The organism is Bifidobacterium oedipodis, assembly GCF_012932425.1.
GTDB classification, from domain to species: domain Bacteria; phylum Actinomycetota; class Actinomycetes; order Actinomycetales; family Bifidobacteriaceae; genus Bifidobacterium; species Bifidobacterium oedipodis.
The window spans coordinates 1-24793 of the sequence record NZ_JAAIII010000011.1 but is presented as its reverse complement, the minus strand read 5'-3'; the positions used below and the strand labels follow the sequence as shown (position 1 = coordinate 24793).

The following is a 24793-nucleotide window of genomic DNA, read 5'->3' as shown; positions in this document are numbered from 1 at the left end:
CAATGCCAAGAACATAATCTATGGTCTGTCATTTTTCCTTGTCTTTGTTGATTTCTCTAGCTATATTTCTTCGTATGCGCGAGCTAAATATGTATTACTTGCGATAATCGGTAGTTTTCTATTTCTGCAGATTAGAAGCCTACTCTCCACAAAACTATTGACACAGACTTGGCTTTGGCTTTTCTTCGTTTGCATACTGATGATATCTTCATTTCTAAATAGGCATAATTATTCACGCAATCCGTTCATTGCATGTGCGTTTGCTTTTTTAGGATTGATTGAATTCATATTGGTTATGGAATACGCAAGGCAAAAAAAACAATTAGGAATTGTACTTGATATTTTTTATAAAATTAGCGTTTGTGTTTTGATAATCAATGATGTGCTTTTATTTACCACATCTTCCTCTGAAGTTTACCTTCTCGGCCTGAAGTTTTCGGTGGCATACTTTCATATGTTTGTCATCACACTTTGGTTCATCCGACTTCAATCAGGAAAGATATCTCGTAGCGCAGTTAATCAATTGACTCTGTTCATTTTGATAATTCTTTCGATAATCACCGGTATTCGAGTGGATTGCATGACTGGTGTCGTCGGACTTGCACTCATGATGACTTGGTTCTTGCTAGGAACAAAATTCCCGAAATTTGTTTGTAACCCTGTAACAGCTGTTTCCACAGTGTTAATTAGCTATGGATTCCTATACGTTGCCCCCACAGTCATGCACAATTCCGCTGTACGGCATTTTGTAGTGGACATTCTGCATCGCGATCCGACAATGACAGGACGAACCAACATTTTCGAGGTCTTTCCACAAGCGTTCGAAAAGAAACCTTTTCTGGGATATGGCTACGGAGTGAGCTACGACGTTATGAGCTGGCAAGGTATCGGATTTGTTCCAGATACTCAGAATGGCCTTGCCGAAATTATGCTGGCCGGAGGTTTGGCAGCCGGCGCACTACTTCTGGCTCTCATATGGAACACCATCAAGTCGATCAATCCACAAGTGGGCAAGATGAGAATCCTCGCGGTGACTTCATTTATCTATGCCCTTATCTGCATTGCCACTGTAGAGATCACTTTCAGCACATTATTCTTTGCCTGCCTTGTCCTACTGGCAAATATTTCCAAAGAAAAGGTGAAAGCATGAACAAGTGTGTACTGATTCTTCCTTATTTTGGTAAGTTTAATAATTATTTTCCTTTGTTCTTACGGTCTTGTGGTGCCAACCCCACTTATGATTATCTGATTTTTACAGATAATACAGATTGTTACATGTATCCAAATAATGTCCATATCATGCCGATGACGTTGGATGAGTTCAGAGCGAACGCTGCAATAAAACTCGGATTTGTCCCTTGTATTCCCAGCCCCTACAAGCTTTGTGATTTCAAACCTGCCTATGGTCTCCTGTTCGAAGAATATATCAAAGGATACGAATACTGGGGACACTGTGATTGTGATTTGATTTTCGGTAATTTAGAAAAAATGCTGACACCGATTCTTAAAGAGGACTATGACAAGATATTTTCAGCTGGTCATCTTACTCTGTACCGCAATACTCCAAACAACAATCGCCGCTTCATGAAATCTCTTGATGGACGTGAAATTTATCGAGAGGCTCTCACTACAAATCGTATCTATGTGTTCGATGAAGACAACCCAGATTCCGTGAAAAACCCCGATTTGTATAACGTGCATTCCATTTTTTTGCAGGATAAGGCAAAGGTGTTTACTCAGGATCTTTCCATGAACGTTTCGATTCTGTGCGATCGCATCACAAGATCACAGTACGATCCCCAAGTGAGAACATTTGTGCGTCACTATACGCTTGCTCGTTATTACTGGGATAACGGGAGGGTGATATCGGTTTCATGGGATTCCGAAGCAAAAGAGATACATGTTGAGGAATTCTTGTACATGCATTTCATGTCAAGAAAACTTAGAATGCCGTTATCGGTTTTGTCTTCAAATACTATAGAAATTCTTCCTGATCGTTTTGCCAAAGCGTCTTACATTCCAGATTCGCTTTCATCTTTACGTTTGCCTCTATTGCGTTGCCCTAGTCGCTTTTATCTAGACATTTATTCAAAGAAAATTAGAGGGAAACTAAAGCGGAAACTCAAAAATTAATTGTATATTGTCAAGAAGAAAAGGAGATGACAATGTCTCGAGATATATATGTTTCCACAATTATTGATTCTTATAATTATGGAACCGTGCTACAGTCGGTTGCAACAAAAGACCTGTTAGACCAATATGGAAATCCTTTGTTTGTCGATTATTGCCGACCTGATTGGACCAAGACTGGATTGCGTGATATCTATTTGAAGGATGGCAAACATAATCTACTGATTAATATCATACGATATGCTGCTGCGCTTCCTGAACTAAGAGCAAACAGAAAATTGTTCCGAAATTTTGTCACGCAGCGACTGCCTCTTGTCGATGCCGACAAGTTCATCAACGGGGGAGAATTCGATAATGAGGCCATTTACTGTGTCGGAAGCGATCAAACTTGGAACGAGGAGCTGAATAAAGGTATCGATCCCGTATACACGCTAATGAACGTTCCTGCATCCTGCAGGAAAATTACTGTATCAGCTAGTTTTGGTCGCCTCTCCATCCCCGCTGATGAAGAGGCAAGCATGAAACCTCTTCTAAAACAATTCAATGCGATTTCCGTTCGAGAGAGCTCCAGCGTGAAGATCCTTGAACACATGGGAATTACTGGATCGGTAGCGCTGAAGGATCCCGTACTCCTCTGCCGCCCAGAGTTTTGGCATGAACTTTCTGCGACTGAGCCTAAATATAACGAACCATACGTGCTGGTCTACATGTTGAACAAGAACGAGTGCATGACAGACTATGCCAAGAACTTGGCTGCAAAGCTTGGAATCAAGACGAGGGTGGTGACTTTTACGCCCCGTAAGCCGGCTCCTGAAGGATGCGAATCTATTTGCCAACCGACTCCCGAGCAGTGGCTTGCCGTCTTCCGCGATGCAAGCTATGTGGTGACTGACTCCTTCCATGGCACATGTTTCTCTATCCTATTCGAAAAGCCGCTGGTGGTGTTTAACCCGCCTCGCTTCTCGGTACGCTTAGCCGATGTGCTCAACGATTTCAATCTTAGCGAACGGCGTGTGGCGGACAATGCTTGTCCCGAAGACATCGACGTAGACGAAAAGGCTATTGATTGGGCATCGGTCAGATGTAGCCTCGTGGAATTCCGTAGCGAGGGTAAGCGTTTCCTTGATGGGTGCTTGTCCCAGAACAATAACGGCATCGCTGCGAAAGCCAGAGCGTGATGACGTATCAGGTTAGAAAGGATTTATGATGTATACGGAAATCAAGTCATATCAGATAATCATTCAATCGCTTAAGAATCGCGGCATCCGTCATTGTGTGCTCTCAGCAGGTTCGAGAAACGTGCCTTTCGTGCATTCTGTGGAAGAGGATCCGTTCTTCACTTGCTATTCCTTCACCGATGAGCGCAGTGCCGGTTATTTTGCGCTTGGGTTGTCCCAGCGTATACAAGAGCCAGTTGTCATCTCCTGTACGTCCGCCACTGCCACGTGCAATTATTGGCCACCTGTGGCCGAGGCCTTCTACCAACATGTGCCACTCATCGTACTTACCGGTGACAGGGACTATGAAATGCTTGGACAGCTTGAGGATCAAATGATCGATCAAGTCGACATGTATGACCGTCATGTCCGTAAATCTGTGAACCTTCCGGTCATTCGTGACAATGATGATTACATCTATTGCCGTCGTCTAGTCAATGAGGCACTACTCGAACTGGATCACAATGGCACTGGGCCGGTCCATATCAATGTGCCGCTAAAACAATATAACCATGCATTCACCGTTAAAGAGTTGCCGGCGGTGCCGCAGATTGAACGCCTCCAACTATCCTCCCCTGAAGAGGTGTGGCAAAAGAAAATCGATGCATTGGCCCATGCGAAGCGCATTTTAGTCATCGGCGGGCAGGAGAGTTTTATCTCTGAGGCACAGCAGAAGGCCATGGCGGAGTTCTTCCATCGTTTCAACAGTGCGATTGCCGTTGATTACATGTCCAATGTCGAATGCGAAGGCACATTCAACCCTTCGGTATGTATGGACACGCGTTATGTAACTGGGAAAAAGTTCAAAGATTACATCCCCGATATCGTCATTACATATGGTGGCAATATCTTCTCTGGCATCAAAGATATGCTCCTGCATAATCATGGCCGGTTTGAGCATTGGCTCATCAAAGAGAATGGCGAGGTCTGCGACGTGTTCAAGAGTCTTACCACCATTTTCGAATGCACGCCAGAGCATTTCTTCACTTATTTTGACGAACACGTGTCTGACAACATCAAAAACGATGGTTTGTATTACCAAAGTCTGAAGCAGTATGAGCAGTCTGTAACCATCCCAGAATTCGCTTGGTCAAACATCTATGCCATCCAGCAAGTGGTCACCCGCATTCCTTCCGGTTCATTGCTGCATCTGAGTATTAATGGCTCCATTCGTATAACGAATTTTTTCAAGCTTCAACCCAAAGTCAACGTATACGCCAACATTGGTACGCATGGCATCGACGGTTGTTTGCCGTCCTTCCTGGGACAAGCTGTAGCAGACGAAGCAATACCGAGCTTCCTAGTAATCGGAGACCTTTCGTTCTTCTATGGTATGAACGCCTTGCGGTCACGCCATATCGGACATAACGTGCATATCCTCCTGCTTAACAACCATGGCGGCGAAGAGTTCTACTACAACGGCATGTGGCAGAACGAGGCCAGTGACCTGCACACCGCCGCGCGGCATCATGCTGTGGCTGAGGGGTGGGCGAGGTCGTGTGGTTTTACGTATCTGTCGGCATACGATAAGGCATCATATGACGAAGCCGTGAAACAGTTTATGAATATGGCGGCGGATAAGCCGATGCTCTTTGAGGTTTTCACCGAGATGAGCACCGACTCCCAGACCATTTTCGATTTCTATAATCTGAGCCGTCCTCATGATGCCGTGGCCGAAGCCAAAATGAAGAGCAAGGATTTCATAAAAAACACCATTGGAAAGGAACGTGCTCTCAAAATTGCCCGAACATTGGGCATCAAGAGATAGGTCTTTGGTGAGTTCCGATATGGTGCAACAATACCTGGTCTTGGCCGTAGCGTCGACAACTGAGAGAAACAAGGGCGAGTTAGACTACTCTTCAGCCAATTCTGCTAATCCGCCGGTCAACGTGATTGTGCTCGCGCATAACGTCGAGCTTTGGTCAAACCTTTGTACGGAGAGCTTATCCAGACAGGCGAACTGTGACTTGGAAATAATCTTCGTGGATGATGGTTCTACTGATGCCACACCGGTAATGTGCGACGTATGGATTCGGCGTGATGGTAAGGCCATATCATTCATAAGCCCAACAATGGTTTATTGGATGTCAGGAATGTCAGATCCGATGCATGCCGAGGAAGTTCATCTCTATTGTGGATAGTAATAGCTATGTTGATCAGGATTTCATTGTAGTCATGTACTGGGTGATTACAACACGACTACCAATGACTGCAGTTTGAGGACTTTAAAGAAAAAGGTGTTCTTGATGTGTAACAATAAAGTGCCGCTTCCTTTAATTAGTATCATCGTTCCAATGTATAATGCTGAAAAATACATAAGGCGTTGTGTTAAAAGCGTATTGTCTCAGACATATACGAACTATGAGCTGATTCTCATAGATGATGGATCACAAGATAATACTTGGACAATCTGCAAGGAAATTGCAAAGATGGATGTGAGAATCATTGCACATTGTCAGAAGAATCAGGGTGCTTCAAAAACTCGAGAGAGAGGAGTGCAATACTCAAAGGGGCGATATGTATGTTTTGTTGACGCAGACGATCATATTGAAAAAGATTATCTTGAAAAAATGGTTAAATGCATGATAGTAAACAATGCTCAAATTGTATGCTGTAATGCAATTGAAAAGAATATAATATCTGGAAAGATTGTTGAACAGCAAACTATTTTCTCAACCAAAGAAATTCTTTCAGATTTTTTTGCCTATAAGCAATATACATGCGTTGTGTGGGCGTCATTATATGATGTAAATTTATTTAACAATGTTCTTTTTCCTGAGATTAGATACGGTGAGGACACATCATTAAAAATGCAAGTTTTGATTGGCTCTCAGAAAACGGTGCTGATGCCATATGAAGGCTATCACTATTGTTCCGACAATCCCGATAGTGCTATGCATGCAAAGAAAGATGTAGAACTGGCATATGGTTCATGGTTTGCACATAATCTCGTATATCAGTATTGTAAAAAAAATAATATGATGATGCGAGAAGCTACTAAAGATATATGTAACAGTTCTTATGGAATTCTATCTTCAATAGTGCAAGATGTAAATCTATTTCATCTTCAGAGATGGAAAAAAATATTTGTCCAAACATCCATGTTTGCGAAACAGAATCATGTTTTGAATATTAAAATTGTTTTAGTCTATATCTATACGGTTTATCCATTACTGTGCTATTGCCTTGTCAAAACCTATAAAAGTATAAAAGAATTAAGGCTGAATATATGAAAAACGATATTTCAATTGGCATTATTACAATTAATGATCTAGAGAATTATGGAAACAGATTACAAAATTATGCATTATTTGTTTTATTGAACAATTATGCTATAACCAGCACTATCACTTTGCGGTTTGCTGCTTCTTTGAAGAGTGATTTCAAAAATAATATCGATCCTTTAAAGGACTATATTTTGCGCCATATGGGGACCATGCGAGGACTTCGCGCAGAGAGACGATTCCACTTTCGAAGGTTTACGCAACAATACGTGCCCGCTAATTCGCTTTTTGTTTCAGTCAAAGGAGTTACTTCGACGGGAATAAAAAAACTAGAATATGTTGCCATAGGTTCTGATCAAGTTTGGAATGATCGATGGCTTACTCCCCAAGGGCTTTCTCTCCGATTGGGAAGTTTCGTAGAGGAGAGCACTCGCATAATTAGCTATGCCGCAAGCTTTGGTATTAATACTGTTAAAAAAGAATCTGCAGTTGTTTTCCGGAGGTATTTGCCTCGTTTGAGGGCGATTTCTGTTCGTGAGGATCGTGCCAAAGAAATGATTGAAGAACTGACGGGTCTTGAGGCGACGGTGGTGTTGGATCCGACGCTGATGCTCACCGCCGACAGATGGAGGACGATCACGCGCGGCTTCGTGCCCGAGAACGACCGGTATGTCCTGACGTACTTCTTGGGCAAGCCGAGCGAGGCGCAGGAGCATACCATCCAGGAGTATGCGAAGGCGCACGGCTGCCGCGTGCGCAGGCTGATGGACTTCCGCGACCCCGAGACGTATGTGGCAGGCCCGCAGGACTTCGTGGAGCTGTTCTCCAAAGCCGAGTACGTGTTCGCGGACTCCTACCACGCCTGCTGCTTCTCTCTGCTGTTCCACAAACAGTTCACCGTATTCAACCGTGCCGGCACGGAAGGCAAGGCGAACATGAACTCACGCATGGAGACCCTGTTCCGCCTCTTCGAGCTCGACTCCGTGATGATGGACGACGGACTGTCCCCCGAAATCGACTACGGGAACGTCGACCGGCTGCTCGAACAACACCGCGCCGAATCCCAAGCATGGCTCGACAAGGCCATGCAGGACTAGAGGAAAGGAACCGTATCATGGCCGGTCAGCGCAAGGCGGGCGCCCTGCTGGGCTACGTGAACGTGGTCGCGAAGAACCTCGTCAACCTGATGTACGTGCCCCTGCTGCTGCACTACGTCGGACAGGGCGACTACGGCGTGTTCCAGATGACCAACAGCGTCGTGTTCACCCTCACCCTGCTGAGCGCGGGCTTCTCCGGCGCGTACGTGCGCTTCTACATGCAGGAGGTCGCCCACGGTACTAGGGACGGGCTTCACCGGCTCAACGGCATGTTCCTGCTGGTGTACGCGGCGGCGGCACTGTTGTGCTTTATCGGAGGCATGGCTTTGACCTTCAATGTGGAAGCACTGTTTTCGGGAGGTCTGATGCCTCACGAGCTAATTCTGACTCGTAAGCTCATGGTCATTATGATCCTCAATATCACGGCCCAATTTATATCCAGCCCATTCAACTCGTATATCACCGCTAAGGAGCATTTCGTCTACCAGCAGACCAGACAGCTGCTCACCACCTTGGCCCAGCCTGCGTTGGCCGTGGCCCTCGTGCTGCTTGGCTGGGGCGCAGTCGGAGTTGCTCTGGCTATGCTGTCGATCACCATCATCCTGCTTGCGATGAACGTCGCCTATGCAATCCGCAGGCTGGGCATGCGTTTCCGGTTCACTGGATTGCAATGGTCGATGTTCAAGGCTGTGGCGGTGTTCAGCTTCTGGATCTTCCTCAACCAGATTTTCGATCTGGTCAACAACAACGTGCCCAACTTCCTCCTGGGCGCAATGGCCAGTTCCACCGTCGTGACCACTTTCTCCATCGCCATGCAAATCCGCAATATCTTCATGGCGATGAGCACGACCATGTCTAGCGTATTCGTGCCGATGATCAACCGTATCGTCGCCGAGCACGACGACAACAAGATCCTCACCCAGCTCATGACCCGTGTCGGCCGCTACCAGATGATCCTGTTCTGGGCGATCTACGGAGGATTCATCCTCCTCGGCCAGTATTTTGTAAGGCTGTGGGCCGGCGAGCGGAATGCGGACGCGTACTGGCTGGCCGTGATCATGGTCCTGCCGGTCATGATTCCCCTGACCCAGAACACCGGCATCGAGATCCAACGCGCCAAGAACCGGCACAAGGCCCGTAGCCTAATCTACATCCTCACATCTGTGATCGACATCGTGCTCGCGGTGTTTCTCATCCCCACAATGGGCTACTGGGCCACCGCCATCGGCTACATCGTAAGTGTCATTCTAGGCACCGGTTTGTTCATGAACTGGTACTACCAGAAGCGCATTGGACTCGATATGCCCTACTTCTGGAAACACCAGTTACCCACTATTGCCATGGCTGTCGCAGTTACTGCTGTATGTCTTCTGGGCACCATGATCCTGCCTGTCGATTCCATCCCCGCATTCCTCCTCTGGGGCGTGATCTACGTTGTCCTCTACACCGCAGGCACACTACACATCTCACTAACTAGGGAAGAACGTCAGCACATATTTGACACCATCAGAAAAAAGCAAGCAGATAAATGAGACAACCATGATCAGAATAAAATACTCAGCAGCACACTGCCCGTGATAGCAATTTGCTCTGCTCAACCAGAATTGACATAACCTTCCGAAGAGGGGCTTCTAATTGTTGGCGTTAGAAACCTTGGTTAGGAGATCATGCCAACTGTGGTTTAACAGAACCTAGCGATTTGTCTATGAGCGAAACAAAGCATATTAAACATTCGGTTAAAGCACCGGTGTAGGCGATCTCGGCTGGGATTAACCGCCGACATGAAGAAAGGAACAGCAATGTCTATTGGTTACACGGATGAAGCCAATGTACAGATTCTTGTAGCGCTCATGAAACATCATGGGGTACGGAGAGTGGTGGCCAGCCCGGGAACAACGAATATTACTTTCGTCGCTTGTCTGCAGCGTGATCCGTACTTTATGGTTTTTTCATCTGCGGATGAGCGGTCTGCGGCCTATATGGCATGTGGCATGGCCGCCGAATCTGGTGAACCGGTCGCATTGACTTGCACGGGGGCTACTGCGTCACGCAACTACCTGCCGGGTTTAACGGAGGCATATTACCGCAAACTTCCCGTACTAGCTGTAACCAGTTCTCAACCTCTCGGTCGCATTGGCAACATGTCTCCGCAGATGCTCGATCGTACCAATGAGCTGAACGACGTGTGCAAAATCAGTATGCAATGCCCGTCCGTCAGTGTTGAAGCTGATCGGCGATTGTGCGCTGCAAATCTCAACCGTGCGTTGCTTGAACTTACTCATCATGGTGGTGGGCCGGTCCACATCAACCTCGTGACCACGTACAGCGAAAATTTCAACGTTAACCAGCTACCAAAGGTTGGCTATGTTGACCGCATCGAGCAGAACGATGTATTGCCCTCTCTGGAGGGCAAGCGCATTGCCATATATGTGGGCGCACACATGGCATGGGACGAACGTCTTACGAAGGCGGTTGATGACTTCTGCTGTAAATATGGTGCCGTAGTGGTTGGCGACCATACATCCAACTATGCAGGAGACTACTGGGCTGAATCAATGCTTTTGCTTAAGCAATCGGATTACAAAGCCAGTTGTCAGATGGTGGATGTCATGATTCACATGGGAGAGATTTCTGGTGCTTATGCTAACCCGTACGCGAAGGAAGTGTGGCGGGTCAGCTCGGATGGTGAACCAAGGGATGCATTCGGGAAGCTTCGCTATATCTTCGACATGGAGGAAGAGGAGTTCTTCGAGGCATACGCTTTGCAGTCGAATAGTTCGGAGAGAATGTCGAATCGACTGCTTGATGAATGGCGCGCCGAAGATGCTGGGTTGCGTGCAAAGATTCCCAATCTGCCGTTCTCTAACATCTGGTGTGCGCAGCAAACCTCTTCTAGGCTGCCATCCGGTTCCGTATTGCATCTCGCCATCCTGAATTCGCTACGCAGCTGGAACTTCTTCCCGGTGGATTCGTCCATCCGCTGCTATGCGAATACCGGAGGCTTCGGCATCGACGGCTGCATGTCTTCGCTCATTGGAGCATCGCTTGTTTCGCCGGACAAACTGTTTTTTGGAGTAATCGGCGATCTCGCCTGCTTCTACGATCTCAATTCGCTGGGCAATCGGCACGTCGGAAGTAACGTACGCATCATGGTCATAAACAACGGCGTTGGCACCGAATTCAAGAACTATAATCACAAAGCCGCACAGTTTGGACAAGAAGCCGATGCATTTATTGCGGCCCGCGGCCACTACGGCAACCAATCCCACGAACTGCTCAAACATTACGCACAGGATCTCGGCTTCGAATACATGAGCGCCAGCAACAAGCAAGAGTATCTCAGCAATATCGTTCGATTCACTTCTCCGGAGCAATCGAACAAGCCCATGCTTCTTGAGGTATTCACTGATAGCCAGGACGAAAGCGATGCATTGCGCATTATGTCGACTCTAGAGGTCAACGCCACCAGAACTGCCAAAAATGTTGCGCGAAAACTAATAGGAGAAGAGGGCGTCAAAGCCGTAAAGAAGATTCTCGGCAGGTGAAAGGGGGAAAACATGCATGTATTGATTCTCGGTGGCACTGATTCGGCCAACGTGGCGTCGCCGGCCAGGGGAAAACATGCATGTATTGATTCTCGGTGGCACTGGAGCGATGGGAACCCACGTCAGCGAACTCCTTACGCAGATGGGGCATCAAGTGATAGTGACGAGCCGCAGACATCGGGTCTCGGATAATCCGCGTCTCGTGTATCGAATGGGTGACGCGAAGAATTTGTTATTCTTGGATGGCCTACTCTCTGAACGATGGGATGCGATTATTGACTTCATGGTCTGGTCTACGTCGGATTTCCAGGAACGAGTTGAGAAATTCCTCAAAGCAACTGGACAATACGTATTTGTTTCCTCCTATCGCGTCTATGCAGACTCGCCCGTAATCCGCGAGGATTCGCCCCGTCTGCTTGACGTAATCGACGATCAGGAATATCTTGCGACTGACGAATATGCTTTGGCCAAGGCCCGATGCGAAGACATGTTATTCAAAAGCAGCAAAACCAATTGGACCATCGTCCGTCCTGCCGTCACCTATGACGGCAGCGGTCGATTCCAACTCGCAGTCCACGAATCCAATGCATGGCTATGGCGCGCGCTACACCATATCCCAGTACCATTACCAGACGAGATCCTGCAAAGACAAGGCACCATGACTTGGGGCGGCGACGTTGCCCGCATGATAGTCCTCCTCATTAGCAACAGTCATGCGATAGGCGAAGCATTCACCGTTTCGACTGCCGAGCACCAGACATGGCAAACGGTCGCTGACATCTACACAGAAATCGTGTCCCTCTCAGTAGTAACCTGCTCGCTGGAAAAATTTGAACAGGTACACGGAGCGAAATACCAGATTCGTTACGACAGGATGTATGACCGCATCATAGATAACAGCAAAATTCTCGCGGTCACAGGTCTGAAGCAGAATCAGCTAACCAGCATCCGGACAGGATTACAAACGCAACTGCGTGCTTATCTGGATTCATGTAACGGTATGGTGGCTTTTGAAGCTCCGGGGCGCAATGGAAGATTCGACCGACTCGTTGGGGGTATGCCTTCATTGAAATATATTGCTGGAATTGGAATCAAACCCACTCTGAAATACTTAGGAAGGCGTTTTTTCTAGTTAGTAGTTAGCATAAAAAGAACCAACATTATTCAATTATACTGCCTATGAAAATGTCGAAGATAATCAAAACGAAACAGAATTTCTAGGTAGTGTCTGATATCTTGCGCACTTAAGTCATCACGCCACAGACGGGCAATGACTTAAGTGTGCAAGATATCAGACACTACCTCTCTCAAAGGAAAAATATTATGAAATTGAAGTCATCAGTAAAAAAGATTTTAACCCTTCTTGCGAAAAAGGAACCGGTCAGGGTACCGGTGCTCTCAAGCGCAATGCTTCAAAGAAAACGCGTACTGATTACAGGCGGTACAAGTGGAATTGGATTTTCAATTGCTGAAGCCGTGCTGAACGCAGGAGGCAATGTCATCATCACTTCACGTTCCTTGACTCGATCTGAGCAAGCCTGTGCCAAATTGGTCGAAGAAACGAAGTGTGATGAATCACGTGTTCAAGCCGCTGTTTTGGACCTGTCTAACGTCGCTTCTATTAGCCAACAATTTGCATCAATCCGCAAGAATTTAGAAGATCCAATAGATGTTCTTGTAAATAACGCGGGACAACTGAACAGTGCTTGTTTCGGCTCGGTTACTGAGGAACAATATGATGAGATTCTCAATACCAATCTCAAAGGAACATATTTCCTAACACAAACTGTAGCTACATACATGAGAGACAATTCAATTCATGGCAATATCTTATTTGTCACGTCCTCATCGGCATACCGACCAGCTATGAATCCATACCACTTATCAAAATGGGCTTTGCGCGGACTGGTGGAGGGCTTGGCAAAGTGTCTCGCACCATACGACATAGTTGTAAACGGCGTAGCACCAGGGCCGACAGCCACTCCTATGCTAGTTGGCAAAGATAATCATTCCCTGACCAACCTCAACTCTCCAATTGGACGTATGAGCGCTCCAGAAGAGATCGGCGCAATAGCTGTTATGCTCATATCGGATTCCTGCCGTAGTGTTATCGGTGAAACAGTCCGTGCCACCGGAGGTAGCGCTTTAATCACTTTCGATGATGTTGATTATATGATGGCGTAGTCATTATCATATGTATATCTCTTCATGATGAGGTGGCTTGATTTTTGTTCTGTCTTCATAGTGAGCCGGAACAAAAATCAAGCCACCTCAACCCTGAACATGGTAACGACAGTGATTTGTCCTGGCGAGCCCAGGAGTGGAACCATCTTATCGAGAAGTACAACGCGAGGGGAGGAGAGCCCATATCCCTGCGATACCTAGAAGACGGAACTCCAGACAAATCCGCGACACCAACTTCTCCCCCGCCGACCACGGATAACCGCCGAGACCCGCAATCTCTTAACATGAGCGAACCTACGGAAAATGATCTTCGTGTATCAACACCCCCAACGCAACATTCCCCAAGTATGCTCTCTCAATTCCTCTCAATGCGTTTCCACTACGCGGGTAAAAAGCGCGTTCTAATCGTAAACAGTACGCATAACCTCAGTGCAATGGAGGTTGCTTGGATGAAGGCATACACACGAGAAAAGTGGAACGGTCGCGAACAACTTCTATTCTTCAAGAGAATACAGAGGAAGCCGCGAATAGTCGCGACCACTATCTCTATCGGGTTCGTTCTTAAGTACTTCGTTGCGACACCATCATTGCGACGCGTATTCATACCTTCCAACATTGAACCAATGGAGCAATGAGCTCCTTGCACAGCCGCTTCTTCACACCATATAGATATAGATATGGGATCACAGAGAACTGGACTTATGAGGAGCACCATGGGGACATGCTATTAGTACTCGCAGCTGCAGGTAGTGCCCGATAGTTTGCACATTACCTGATTATGACCATTTTGTCCTGCGTTTCGCTTGTAGCTTCTCCAGACGTTGAGCGATGCTCACGGCCCCAGTGCGCCGCATGCAGTTCTTGGGAACGTGATCCAAATAACAGCACAGCAGCTTCTCCTCATCATCAGGGCGTTTCAGCTTGCGAAGAACGATGGCCGCCTGCTCCGTATACCACGGCGCAGGCTCCCTGATCCCGCATTCGGCCGTCGAATCGTTCTCTGCCGTCTCGACGGCCTGCATGCACAATACAAGAGCCTCCTCGAGCCGCCATTCACGTTTGAGCTGTTTGATCGGCTCAACCATCTCCAGATAATGCACACCATTGGCCATGCCACTACAGATTTGCTGTCCACGTTCACCGACATCGGCCAAGGCATCTCGACTATACCCTGATTCTTTCGGTGTCGTGCAAGAGCCTTTTCTCTGGAAACACCCGAGGTCTACGCTCTCGCGACCATTCCCATTCAGATCGTCCATCGCCGATCCAAATCCAAGCTTCACCACGCAGACCTTTAGGCAGCATCGCCGTGAAGAGCTGCACCGGCACGCTCCTGACGGTTCCTTCCGGAAGAACGACATAATTCCGATACATGGAAGGCAGGTATCCGATACGCTCCCCCTCTATATAGAGCGCAATGGCCTTGTCATCATACGGATTGTCCGGCTCCCTCTGGATCTTGCCTGCGATCTCAAGAAATCCGTCATGGTCGATGCCGTGGCGTTGCGCAAGCCTCAGCACGGAGTCCTTACAGGATGTGGTGGTTCCGCTCAACTGAACGCAATCGGGAAGATTAACGGAAATGTTCAATCGCAGTTCCGGGCCCGGGGCCGAAGATGGAGCTTCATTTTCAACGTCCTCTTGTTGCGCATTTGTCAGCAGCGATTTCGCTGTTCGCTTCAATGATTCGAAAAGCCCCATATCTATCTCTCTTCCATGCGGCATTTATGATCCTCATTGTATTCGTACGCAGAAACTTAGGCGCATGTCCGTGACCAACCAGATACCTCTGACCATCGCCGGTGACATCAACCGGTTCAAGAGCAGCTCGCCGAATGAGTGCGCTAGGGCCGGTGTCGAAAAGATGGAAAAAGAAACGGAATCCGTTGAAATGCCTAAAATGCCGACGCCTGCGCAACAACATATCAGGCTTCCCGAACGCTGCGGCCACGGGATCGAAGCTGGCCCCGTTCAAACCCGTGATTGATTACCGGACGCCGCCTCCTATCAGAAATCACTGCTAACAATTAATTCAGCTGGATGATGTCTGGCCTGCAGAGACACAGACATCAGGTCACCAGCAAGCCTCTACTTGGTAAACATGGCCTTGAGAACAACCTCCGCAATCTGCTGTGGAGACATACCTTCTTTGACGTTCTTCAAAACTTCAGACAACCTGTCCACCATTCCCGAAGCAAGTTTCGATTCCATGAACTTGGTAATCCGATCGATGTCCCTGACAGATTTATTGCCAAGATACACCTGCTCAAAGGCATAAACGCATGCCTCCCCCAGCGCAGCGACGATACCTCCTGCAATAACGGCATTGAGTACTGTAGCCCCTATGTTGATGCCAGGAATTGCTTTCAGGGCATTGATGGCTGTTTTGGCTGCGATGCTCACTGTTCCAACTTCCACAATGGAATTGAGGAATTTACGGGAATCTTCGTCGTTATTGATACCGTAGATTTTAGCTAGAGCATTCACCTCGGCGATTTCGACCGGCCCCAGAATGGCTGCATCCGGAATAGGAATCGGTATTGTGCCAACCAACACACCGCTAGTGGTAGCCGCAGCAACAGTACTATGAGCAAACACACGCCTTCTGTTGAGCTTGAACCGAACCACATCCTGTTCCGCCGCACGGCACCCCTCTGGCAATAGTTCAGTGGTGAAATCAATAAGATCGGTGATGCCCTCTGCCGGAGTAAAAACACCAAAAACAGCCGACGAGCGTGTCCATGGATGATATCTCCTTCAAGGAAGATAAAGATGCCGGCAAGGTGATCGCGTATCTGCCGACCCCTACCATCGATTCCCCGTCATCGACAGTTCCTCTCTGGATTTCTTCGAAAGCAATCCGGATGCCGATCTTCAGGAAGTCATCAAGCTGTGCAAGCAGGATGCACTCAACGAGGTCAAATCCGATGACGAGATCATGCAGGTCGCATCGGACAACCTCAAGAAAACCGTGGAAGCGCTCAGCAAGCCCATCCTAGACGAAAAGGGCTATACGTTGGAATATCAGGAGCAGTCTGATGACCGTAAGTAAGCGAATTCTTTCCATTGCTATCGCCGCCGCTATGACGCTGTCGCTCACAAGCTGCGGCAAGGAGCAGCAGGCTCCCGACTTCTCCAATCTTGGCTATGTCGCCGAACTGACCACGATGGAGAACTACTACCACAACACGGCCGAGCTGAGCCAGGACGGATCTTGGTTCTTCAGCCACGGCTACAAGAAGGCTTGGATCGAATACAGCGGCATCATCCGCCTGGACATCAATGCCAGCAAGGTCACTGTGAAAAGCAAGGGGAAGCAGGGGGATAGCAGCGTCTATGTCATCACGATTCCGCAGGCGCAGATCATCGGCCAGCCCGACGTGGATGAGGACTCGTTCTCTACACCATTGATGGAAACCGGGTTCCTCACCGACATCACCGCCAGTGACCAGACGAGCATGTACGACACGGCCCAACAAGAGATGCTGAAAACCGCACAAGCGGACGACACCCTGTTCTCACAGGCCGCATGCGCGCCCAAGACATCCTCGAACAATACGTACGCACCATGTGCGAAGCAGTAGGCGAAACCAACATCACCATCGAATTCGAAGACGCAGACTAACCAAACGAGCTGATCCGAATGTTGGGAGCCCAGAGTCACACTGCTTGACCTGTTTGAGCACCGCTCACCCTGCAGGTAAGGCAAAAGCCTTGATACGATATTGAGTAATCGGTGGGGCGGGGATATCAGTTCACCCTCCCCACCGATTACTCATATCGGAGCACCATCATTCGCCAGAAATTGCGTCAAATGGCTTGGGCACCAGCCGCCCACTAACGTAACGCTCCTCGATATCACGGTCATCGCCGGCATAGACGATGCGTTCGAGACGCTCCTCAATCCAACGGGCTTTCATCCTCACGCACCACCAACGTATCAAACTCATAACCAGACTCGAAGGACCCATGGCCGTTTATGCCACCGCGGGAATGACGACTCTGCCTAAAAAGAGCATAAACAGCAGACGAACCAGTCTGTCATCGCTTTTCATTCACCCATGACGAGCCATTTATTAAGCCCGAAGCACGAAGGATAAATGTGGAATCCTAGAAGTATTCTTTTGACGCGCCCTTTAGATTGGTATATTCTTATGAATTGAGCTTTCGCCACGTCCTCTTCCCGTCCGGAGGCATGGGCGTAAGCCGAAGCTTGAAGCGGAACCGGCTGCCGTGGGCCTTCCGGGATTCTGGCCCGAATCCCGCCGCGAGAACCGAAGGCCTAGCCCCGCGAACGGGTGATACGGAAAGACACGACGGTGCCGGACCGGGTTCGCCATGGCCCCTTCACAAGGAGGGGCGGCATGCAGAAGCCATAAACAACGGTTCCCACGAGCCTCGGGATCACGCCCCCGAGGCTCGTACCATATTCGGACACAAGGGAAAGGCAGAAAGATGGTCGCGCTCGTACAGCTCAAGCGTGAACTGATTAGCGCCATCCATTCCGCCGCCCTTGAATACGACCGCGTTCTATGCGAACGCCACATGATCATCATCTGCGAGGACGGGTATAGTGTCGACGTACTTTGGCGAAAAGACTGTCTTATGCACCTATGCGGCGTGAAATGCAACCGTCCCCCAAGCGAGTTCAAGTCGAAGACGCGCAGAGGCGAGGCCGAATACTTCTACGACGCGATCCTGTCCAACAGACTCTCGCCGAACTCCATCACCATCCCGAACGAGCGATTCGCAAAACGAAAGGCGAAGACGCTTCCTCTGCTCTCCAGAATCCCTGAACTCGATCTCGAACTGGTAGAGACGAACAAAGACTATCTCGCACTGGCAATCGGCGACGAACTATTCACGCTCGGCCTTGCCCCTATGCCGGACACCCGCTCCGAATTCGTCAACGGGCCGGTGATGTTCCCTCGCACTCTACGCGCACAGAAGATCACGGCCATCGCGCAACCCGGAACACCACCGCACAAGGTGGCAAACATACGGATCAAGTGACCCGTGTTCTTCGTCAAATCGATGTGAGCATCGAGGGATAGGGACAAGGACTGAAATCCACAGGGAACGCCCGGCCTGCTGCCGATTGAGACGAAGAAGTCGACATCGTCCAGTTGTGGGTATTGATGCTAGTAAGTCTTGATAGACTAAAGCATCGTCTGTGGCACCACGATTCTGTAGACGCAGGTGATTAAACCCGGCATGGATGTGGACTCCTTCACAAAGCCTTTGGAGAAAACTGGCTTCCTCACCGACATCATCGCTGATGAACGGACGGAGATGTTCAACGGGGCGCAGCAGAATATGCTCAAGCTACCAAGAAACGGCCAAACACCGCTCTCCCAAACTCACACACGCACCGAGGAGATCCTGAAAACAATACGTGCACAACACATACGAGGCGGTGAACGAGACGAACATCACCGTCGAATTCAAAGACGTGGAGAAATCCCATGCAAAAACAAACGAGGCGACCATGTTCCTCATCGTCACTTGCCTAGTTCGTCAGTCCAAGATCTTGCACACGTCCCGGCAGAGTAAACTGCACTCTTTTTCAAGGACTCAAATCAGCGAACACGCAGAAAACCGGACGCTATCCTCGTAGTCCTCTGGATGACAATGCAGCTTGTCACATTAAAACAATCGTATTTGGTTGACGTCTATCTCCAAGGACGTGTTTGCCAGATGCAGCAGCATGGGTTGCGGTTATGTCAAAAGCCCGTTCAGCGGAAAAGGCTGTAGGGGGGGGGTATGGAAACCGCAACTTTTTAACAAAAAACTCGACCATTTGGAGCATTATTAAAGCGTTGAAATAACGCCATTTTCAACATACCGTGATACGAAAAACTGGTAAGTCCGCGCGCAGGGTGTCTACTTTTTCATGCTTTGTCCACAATGAAACTACTGAAGCAAGGAAAACCCACGAACCACACAAGCCAGCTGGTTCTGAACCGAGGTAGTAAGGAGCTCATCATGAAGCAGACGATAGCATTAACACATGCACCGTCAAAGCACTTACCAAGGACATCTTTCACCCGCGAGTGCAAAGCATCGGGCCTCATGCCTTGCACCAAGAAAAGTCTTGCCGCCACTGGCGTCATCATAGCTGAACGTTTCGAGACCGGCAACATAGAGAAATGCATCACTACCAGCGCATCCATCAAATATGCGCCCCCCCCCCAATGGCCAAATCTTCCGGATGACGAGGACTGGTGGTGAGCGACCCCAACGAGAACTGCGCTCGATCACACCCCGCGTCCAGCGTAATTGCTCACAAGGTCTCCGCTCAGCAGGAAAAGGACGCTACCAGGCAGGTCTCTGCATCAACCACCTGCAATACGAAATGCCGCCTGCGCATTATCGCTCCGCGCCAGCGCACGGCGACCACCAATTCCTGGCATCGTCGCACTGGCAGCATGGGCGACAAATCGTCCTTCCTGAGATACTTGTGCACAGTCGGCTCGTTCACACCGATCTCGCGCGAGATTACGGTTATCGACTTCCATTAGCGGCGCAAACGACAGATACTATTGACTACGGATTGTCAGTCATTTTGCCTTTTCGCCCCTCCTTGAGACATGACCAAACACTATCAGAATAAAGTCCGCAGATAGCCAACATGATACTGCATGAACCCGAAAGTAGCTAAAAACTTCAAATCTCTATTGAAAAAATATTGGTAATAAGGAAAACGGAAAAACTATAATGAAAAAGCATCAGCATCGATATATCACGATCTTTTCAAAGAACGTACATCTTTTTCTGCTCTTCATATCTGTTTACATTGGATTAGCTGGTGATTACCTATGGGCAACAATGCCCGTGCCCGAACGTTCCGAAAGATTAAATCTGCTCGAAGCTTGGCATATCATGCGATCTTTCTTCCCAGAGATTGACACATGTGGATTCGTTCTGTCGTTCATAACCTTTCTTGCCGCATTCGCGGTGGTGGTTGTCGTGGAGAGAAAGGCAATCTCGGATCTTGACGTTGTTGGAGGATTTACGTATGGAGCCTCGTTTTTCGTCGCGATCTTCGTGGGTGCGCTTATGCCAAGAATGACCTATCAATACGGCTACGCATACGGCTTGTTTCTTTTCGTTGGTTTTTTCTTTATCCTGTTTTTTGTAGGACGTTTCTGTATTAATGTGAGCGACTGGGAAATTCTCAACGCTCAATTAGACGAACTGATCCAAGAGCAAGAACGTTTTCATAATCATGTTCTCTTTCTAAAGAAATTGCAGCCCAAATTGAAAAACCGGCTGTGGGCTTACGCTTGGGTATGTGTTGCTTCCATCATTTGCGGCATCCTCGGCTCATTGGTCCTTGTGTTTATGACCAAGGACCTGCATTTGAGGTGGGCTGATGATGCTGTTATGTTTGTCTTACTTGTGCTTTTCTGCCAAATGAAAATTCCGTTCTTCCTCTCCAGACTAACAATGAAAGAAGACGCCGTATTCAATCGTAAAGTCACAAGCGCCTTTCTTTGGTGTTACCGTTTCTGCGCCATATCTTGCCCCGTTCTGCTGAGATTCATTATGGGTGATTGGTCGAAACTGTTACCCTGGTTGGCTGTCCCGATTTTTCTCCTTGTGTACTTCCTGCCGGAAATACTGTGTTTTCGCTTGGGTTGGGAGAACAAGGGATGCCTGCTTTCCTATAGGATCCATTATTGCGAAAGACGTATCGAAGGACTCGAAAAGAATATCGAGTCATTGAGAATGAAGCTAAAAATTCATTCCGAAGATGTAATGGGTAATGGAACACCCGAATACAGCGGTCGATTCCCCGGGAAGAGTTATTAATAAATGAACGCATAATCGTTGTTCATTTACCAAAGCACACGTCGATAACGCTTGGATTTCTACATATTTTAATTCAGCTTTAATGAAATAAAGTGCACAGAAATCCAAACAAACATCGTGCAGAACACGATCAGGAACGACACAGGCAAACCATGCTTGATCAATAATCAGAACCGGTCGACGGTAACCAACCAGACTACCGTCGACCCACCCTGCCATGGCACCGGTCTCAAAAGCTACAAATACTCAGTCTCCAAGGAAACGTCTGCAACCTTACCAGTTCAAAACGCATATCGCTATTCTCAGTAACCAATTGAACCAACTCAAGTTTTCTCAATTCTGAGATTTCACTGTTTCGCAGTCAGACAGCTCATCTTGGAATCCGATCCAGACGTTTTTGAAGCAATTCCACCATATTATGCATACTTTCTATTAATCCTATGGACTTCTCCAACGAATTCGCAAGAGGACGGAGCGGCTTGGCAAAACTGCCTATCACCCGCATCAACGGAATAAGCTGCATGACTTCATTCGGCAACGCCAAAGACGTTCCCAAAGAATCAAACGTCGTTCCCATACTGTCCATCATCTGATTGCGACTATCCCCCTGCGGCATCATTTCGACCAGATTGACATAGTTTGCCATCCCGTCATATGCCTGCTTCCACTGACTAGTCAGTTCTTCTGTGGACTTATTGAGAGAATCGAGAACAGGCTGCGCTTGTGAAGCGAGTCCGGAAGCCCATCCGGCATACTGCGTCGCAGTTCCATTCACAGGTGCAGGATTCGATGACATCAGTTCGGCAACTGTATTCACTGATTTGGTGAAATTATCCGCCGACTTCTTCATCCGGGGTGCAATTTGTTCTAATTCGCCCCAAGACGCTAACACATCTGGCTGGTCCGTTTCATCGGCTACCGTACTATCGGCACCCACCAGCGATGCCGCATTACTATCAGTTCCATCAGTCTGATTTATCTTTTTGATGATTACACGTAGTCGACGTACAACCTCCAGAATCTGCTCTTGTCTCTCTTTTTCGCTCAACATGCGGAGATTATCGAGGGAGTGCCATTGCTTGTCGTGTGCAATAATCCATACAGGATCCTGCCGATCGATGCCACTCATCTCATCAATGTTCTGAATCATGAGCGGAAGGATTTGTTTCGACTCGTCTCCTTGTGCTGCATCTTCGAAATCCAATAGCTCTTTCCTGCACGCTCGGCTTCGCATATACCGCGGGGTAATCGCGGGGATAATGATATTGGCTGCCCCAACGCTCCGCTCAAGAACGGTACGCCAATTGTCCCCCCAATTGATGCTCTCCTTGTCGATAAATAACTGAAGAGTGTTCCCAACCTGGAAGGTGTATTCCTCTACCACGTCTTTCATAAAGCGAATAATCCCACCATTAAGATGGTTGTCATCATCATGGCTATAACTGAGGAACACATGCGCATCTGTCGGCACAGCCGATGAACTCGTTGCTTCCTCCGCCTGAGTCCTATCTCTAAAATCACTCAAACCCGATTGAACGCTCATAGATTTCACCTCCACATTATTTTGTCTTGTCAAAAACTACAGTAAACGGACATTACAACTTTATCAAGATGGGTGTTTTATAATAAAATGTCCGCTTAGGAGGAAATATGGTTACCCGGAAAACAACAAAAATCAAAATCAACCCGCAAAGACTGCGTGATGCCATGAAATTGCAAACACCACGGTGGAGTGCAAAGTCTTTGGCGGAAAACGACGGTGTCGGAGTCAACGAAAAGACAATCCGAAGGTGTCTCGACGAAGGGTTGATCAGCCCGAAACTGCTTGAAAAAGTATCAAAGGCGCTCAACGTCGACCCTTCGTATCTTCAAGGAAAGTTCGATCCCTTCTATGACCAGCTCACAGATAAGGACATGCGCAAGCTGTATAAGGACCATTTCCTTTCTCCCGTCCATCACCCTTATGCGCATCATCTGCCGGAAGAGGTGAATTACGATAATCTCTTCTTCGACATTCTGAAGTTATACGGAATCCCAGCAGAGCAGTACCGCACACTGCCTAGAGCACAACAGTCTCATCTGCGAGAAGACATACACCGCGCGCTATATCGAGTTCTCTGCCACTATTTTCGCGACTGCTCACCATTCGGGTATTACTCTGCGATGGGCATGCCAGAACCGACGCTCGTTGATATTGAAGAAATACTCATTGAACTCATGGAACATGATTCAGGCGAGGCGGCAGAATAACTCAAAATCATCCTTGATCACCAGCCTCTGAGAAAAATCAAGCCACTCCAGTTGGTGGTGCAGATGAATCAATGTCATCTGCACCACCAACCATATCAGGCCACTTCAGTTTTCATCCAGATGTGACTGCACTGGCAACCCATATCGCTCCACCAGTTCGCCCAAACCTTTCATCAATACTTCCGTGGTGGAGGGAACAAACCTTGGCGTGATAATAAAGCCTACGTCCGGAGTAAGCTCACGCGATTTTCTAATCAGTTCTTCAGTGCCTGCGAGGCTTGTCTCCGTGCTCTCAACGAGATATGCTAATTCGACAATGACACAGTCACATCGACAGAGCCATCAGCCTGTTCCACAGCGCGGTACCTCGGCAGGGGCCGAACATCTGTCTTGGGAACATAGGTTCCATACAGTGATCGACGATATTTTGTCGACCGTAGTGGCGTAAATTTCGGAGTCTTGACTTGCAGCACGGCGGGAAGCGCCGTCTCCTGCATCGGCGTATCTATACGCTGCGTTGTTAGTCCCATCCGTTGCCTCCTTTTTCATAGCTTAACACGCCGTCTTCAAAAAGAAGAAGGCCTGTTCAACTTCCGAATCATTCTGGGAACAAAACGTCTTCTAGCACTTTCGACCATTCATTAGCCATCTCCATTAATAATAGAGTGTCGAACGAAGTCCAAAGTGGAATTGATGAAGTGACCACTTGGAATTCAAGCCTAAGCGAACCAGAGTTCCAGCCTGTCCGGACGATGATTGTCGCGCTCAGCCTCTTTCATTCCAGGACTACAAGGCGCTGAGATCAACCGTATGAATCATCGATGCCGGTCTCGGGCAAGGCTTGATGAACATACTCATATACAGAGGCACATATGTGATCGCACCATCCTGCTCAATGTTGCCTTTACAGAGCACATAGGCATCGTTCAAATGCCAATCAGAAACCGCCAGCATGTTATCCAGCGCCTTATGTCGCTTCCAGTCATTGCCAGATTTCACTTCAATGGGAATTACTGTCGCACCGTCCTGCACCACAAAATCCACTTCTCCCAGACGATTGGTGTTGAAATAATGCAGATCAATCACCTGAGCGACATCATGCGCGTCCACGTAGCGCTGCACAACCTTCGACATGCCCCGACAACGACATAGATTGGAACAGCCGCTTGTAACGTTTTCTGCAACGTTTTACAGACTTTTGAAGCTTGAATTTTCAGAGCAAGTGCAACGTTGTTGAATGGTGGATTTCCCAGGGTGTCCTGTAGCCGTGGCGTTTGCGTGGTCTGTGGTTGATAGCGTCGTATACGGTCCGGACCTGGCCGTCGTCGATG

At 48.2% G+C, this 24793-nt stretch carries 24 protein-coding genes and 1 pseudogene; 18 read left to right on the top strand and 7 right to left on the bottom strand.

What is annotated here, in order from left to right; translation table 11 throughout:
• Positions 1–295 precede the first annotated feature (295 nt).
• From G1C95_RS12185 to G1C95_RS12135, 11 genes are all read left to right on the top strand, one after another.
• A complete protein-coding gene (locus G1C95_RS12185) occupies positions 296–1150 on the top strand; it encodes an O-antigen ligase family protein (protein WP_169173225.1) in 855 nt (284 codons plus the stop codon).
• Positions 1147–2133, top strand: a complete 987-nt coding sequence (locus G1C95_RS12180) for a DUF6625 family protein (RefSeq protein WP_169173224.1) — start codon at positions 1147–1149, stop codon at positions 2131–2133. Before G1C95_RS12185 ends, G1C95_RS12180 begins: the two co-directional genes overlap by 4 nt.
• 32 nt (positions 2134–2165) lie before the next feature.
• The gene (locus tag G1C95_RS12175) at positions 2166–3308 is read left to right on the top strand and encodes a polysaccharide pyruvyl transferase family protein (protein ID WP_240947566.1); all 1143 of its coding nucleotides are present in this window, start codon (positions 2166–2168) and stop codon (positions 3306–3308) included.
• Positions 3309–3333: 25 nt separating this feature from the next.
• On the top strand, positions 3334–5115 hold the full coding sequence (gene menD / locus G1C95_RS12170; protein WP_240947565.1) for a 2-succinyl-5-enolpyruvyl-6-hydroxy-3-cyclohexene-1-carboxylic-acid synthase: 1782 nt from the start codon (positions 3334–3336) through the stop codon (positions 5113–5115).
• Between the two features lie 19 nt (positions 5116–5134).
• Complete coding sequence (locus G1C95_RS12850; RefSeq protein ID WP_169173222.1) at positions 5135–5488, top strand: glycosyltransferase; 354 nt, start codon at positions 5135–5137, stop codon at positions 5486–5488.
• A gap of 105 nt (positions 5489–5593) precedes the next feature.
• Positions 5594–6580 (top strand): glycosyltransferase family 2 protein, encoded by a 987-nt coding sequence (locus G1C95_RS12160; RefSeq protein WP_169173221.1) that lies wholly within the window; start codon positions 5594–5596, stop codon positions 6578–6580.
• A complete protein-coding gene (locus G1C95_RS12155; RefSeq protein ID WP_169173220.1) occupies positions 6577–7668 on the top strand; it encodes a polysaccharide pyruvyl transferase family protein in 1092 nt (363 codons plus the stop codon). The genes G1C95_RS12160 and G1C95_RS12155 overlap by 4 nt, the downstream gene beginning before the upstream one ends.
• Positions 7669–7685: 17 nt before the next feature.
• Entirely contained in the window at positions 7686–9200 is a 1515-nt protein-coding gene (locus G1C95_RS12150; protein ID WP_169173219.1) for a lipopolysaccharide biosynthesis protein, read from the top strand.
• 267 nt (positions 9201–9467) lie between these two features.
• Complete coding sequence (locus G1C95_RS12145) at positions 9468–11213, top strand: thiamine pyrophosphate-binding protein (protein ID WP_169173218.1); 1746 nt, start codon at positions 9468–9470, stop codon at positions 11211–11213.
• 76 nt (positions 11214–11289) lie between these two features.
• The gene (locus G1C95_RS12140) at positions 11290–12345 is read left to right on the top strand and encodes an NAD-dependent epimerase/dehydratase family protein (RefSeq protein WP_169173217.1); all 1056 of its coding nucleotides are present in this window, start codon (positions 11290–11292) and stop codon (positions 12343–12345) included.
• A gap of 191 nt (positions 12346–12536) precedes the next feature.
• On the top strand, positions 12537–13397 hold the full coding sequence (locus tag G1C95_RS12135; RefSeq protein WP_169173216.1) for an SDR family NAD(P)-dependent oxidoreductase: 861 nt from the start codon (positions 12537–12539) through the stop codon (positions 13395–13397).
• A gap of 776 nt (positions 13398–14173) precedes the next feature.
• Here G1C95_RS12135 and G1C95_RS12130 read toward each other — a convergent pair.
• Both G1C95_RS12130 and G1C95_RS12125 read right to left on the bottom strand, forming a co-directional pair.
• Complete coding sequence (locus G1C95_RS12130; RefSeq protein WP_169173215.1) at positions 14174–14509, bottom strand: hypothetical protein; 336 nt, start codon at positions 14507–14509, stop codon at positions 14174–14176.
• A gap of 52 nt (positions 14510–14561) precedes the next feature.
• Complete coding sequence (locus G1C95_RS12125) at positions 14562–15098, bottom strand: hypothetical protein (protein ID WP_169173214.1); 537 nt, start codon at positions 15096–15098, stop codon at positions 14562–14564.
• 64 nt (positions 15099–15162) lie between these two features.
• Between G1C95_RS12125 and G1C95_RS12120 the strand changes: the two genes are divergently transcribed.
• Positions 15163–15384 carry a hypothetical protein gene (locus G1C95_RS12120; RefSeq protein ID WP_169173213.1) on the top strand — a complete coding sequence of 74 codons (222 nt, stop codon included), beginning with the start codon at positions 15163–15165 and terminating at the stop codon, positions 15382–15384.
• 101 nt (positions 15385–15485) lie between these two features.
• Here the strand turns inward: G1C95_RS12120 and G1C95_RS12115 are convergent, their stop codons facing one another.
• Positions 15486–16025, bottom strand: a complete 540-nt coding sequence (locus tag G1C95_RS12115) for a hypothetical protein (RefSeq protein WP_169173212.1) — start codon at positions 16023–16025, stop codon at positions 15486–15488.
• A 410-nt stretch (positions 16026–16435) separates the two neighbouring features.
• Here G1C95_RS12115 and G1C95_RS12110 point away from each other — a divergent pair, with 410 nt between their 5' ends.
• On the top strand, positions 16436–16981 hold the full coding sequence (locus G1C95_RS12110; protein ID WP_240947564.1) for a DUF4230 domain-containing protein: 546 nt from the start codon (positions 16436–16438) through the stop codon (positions 16979–16981).
• Between the two features lie 207 nt (positions 16982–17188).
• On the opposite strand, the gene G1C95_RS12675 is transcribed toward G1C95_RS12110, so the two are convergent.
• Positions 17189–17323, bottom strand: coding sequence for a hypothetical protein (locus tag G1C95_RS12675; RefSeq protein ID WP_277348222.1), 135 nt, complete (start codon positions 17321–17323; stop codon positions 17189–17191).
• 529 nt (positions 17324–17852) lie between these two features.
• Here G1C95_RS12675 and G1C95_RS12105 point away from each other — a divergent pair.
• From G1C95_RS12105 to G1C95_RS12090, 4 genes are all read left to right on the top strand, one after another.
• Positions 17853–18410 (top strand): PBECR4 domain-containing protein, encoded by a 558-nt coding sequence (locus G1C95_RS12105; RefSeq protein WP_169173211.1) that lies wholly within the window; start codon positions 17853–17855, stop codon positions 18408–18410.
• 972 nt (positions 18411–19382) lie between these two features.
• Positions 19383–19628: a hypothetical protein gene (locus G1C95_RS12100; protein ID WP_169173210.1), complete on the top strand. Its 246-nt coding sequence runs from the start codon at positions 19383–19385 to the stop codon at positions 19626–19628.
• Complete coding sequence (locus tag G1C95_RS12870) at positions 19625–19918, top strand: hypothetical protein (RefSeq protein ID WP_240947563.1); 294 nt, start codon at positions 19625–19627, stop codon at positions 19916–19918. Before G1C95_RS12100 ends, G1C95_RS12870 begins: the two co-directional genes overlap by 4 nt.
• Positions 19919–20114: 196 nt before the next feature.
• A complete protein-coding gene (locus G1C95_RS12090) occupies positions 20115–21212 on the top strand; it encodes a hypothetical protein (RefSeq protein ID WP_169173208.1) in 1098 nt (365 codons plus the stop codon).
• A gap of 370 nt (positions 21213–21582) precedes the next feature.
• On the opposite strand, the gene G1C95_RS12085 is transcribed toward G1C95_RS12090, so the two are convergent.
• Positions 21583–22755, bottom strand: coding sequence for a toll/interleukin-1 receptor domain-containing protein (locus G1C95_RS12085; protein WP_169173207.1), 1173 nt, complete (start codon positions 22753–22755; stop codon positions 21583–21585).
• Positions 22756–22862: 107 nt separating this feature from the next.
• Here G1C95_RS12085 and G1C95_RS12080 point away from each other — a divergent pair, with 107 nt between their 5' ends.
• Complete coding sequence (locus G1C95_RS12080) at positions 22863–23462, top strand: helix-turn-helix transcriptional regulator (RefSeq protein ID WP_169173206.1); 600 nt, start codon at positions 22863–22865, stop codon at positions 23460–23462.
• Between the two features lie 786 nt (positions 23463–24248).
• On the opposite strand, the gene G1C95_RS12075 is transcribed toward G1C95_RS12080, so the two are convergent.
• Entirely contained in the window at positions 24249–24572 is a 324-nt protein-coding gene (locus G1C95_RS12075) for a DUF4143 domain-containing protein (protein WP_335341434.1), read from the bottom strand.
• A 103-nt stretch (positions 24573–24675) separates the two neighbouring features.
• Positions 24676–24793, bottom strand: a pseudogene (locus tag G1C95_RS12865) (IS30 family transposase); the annotation flags it as partial.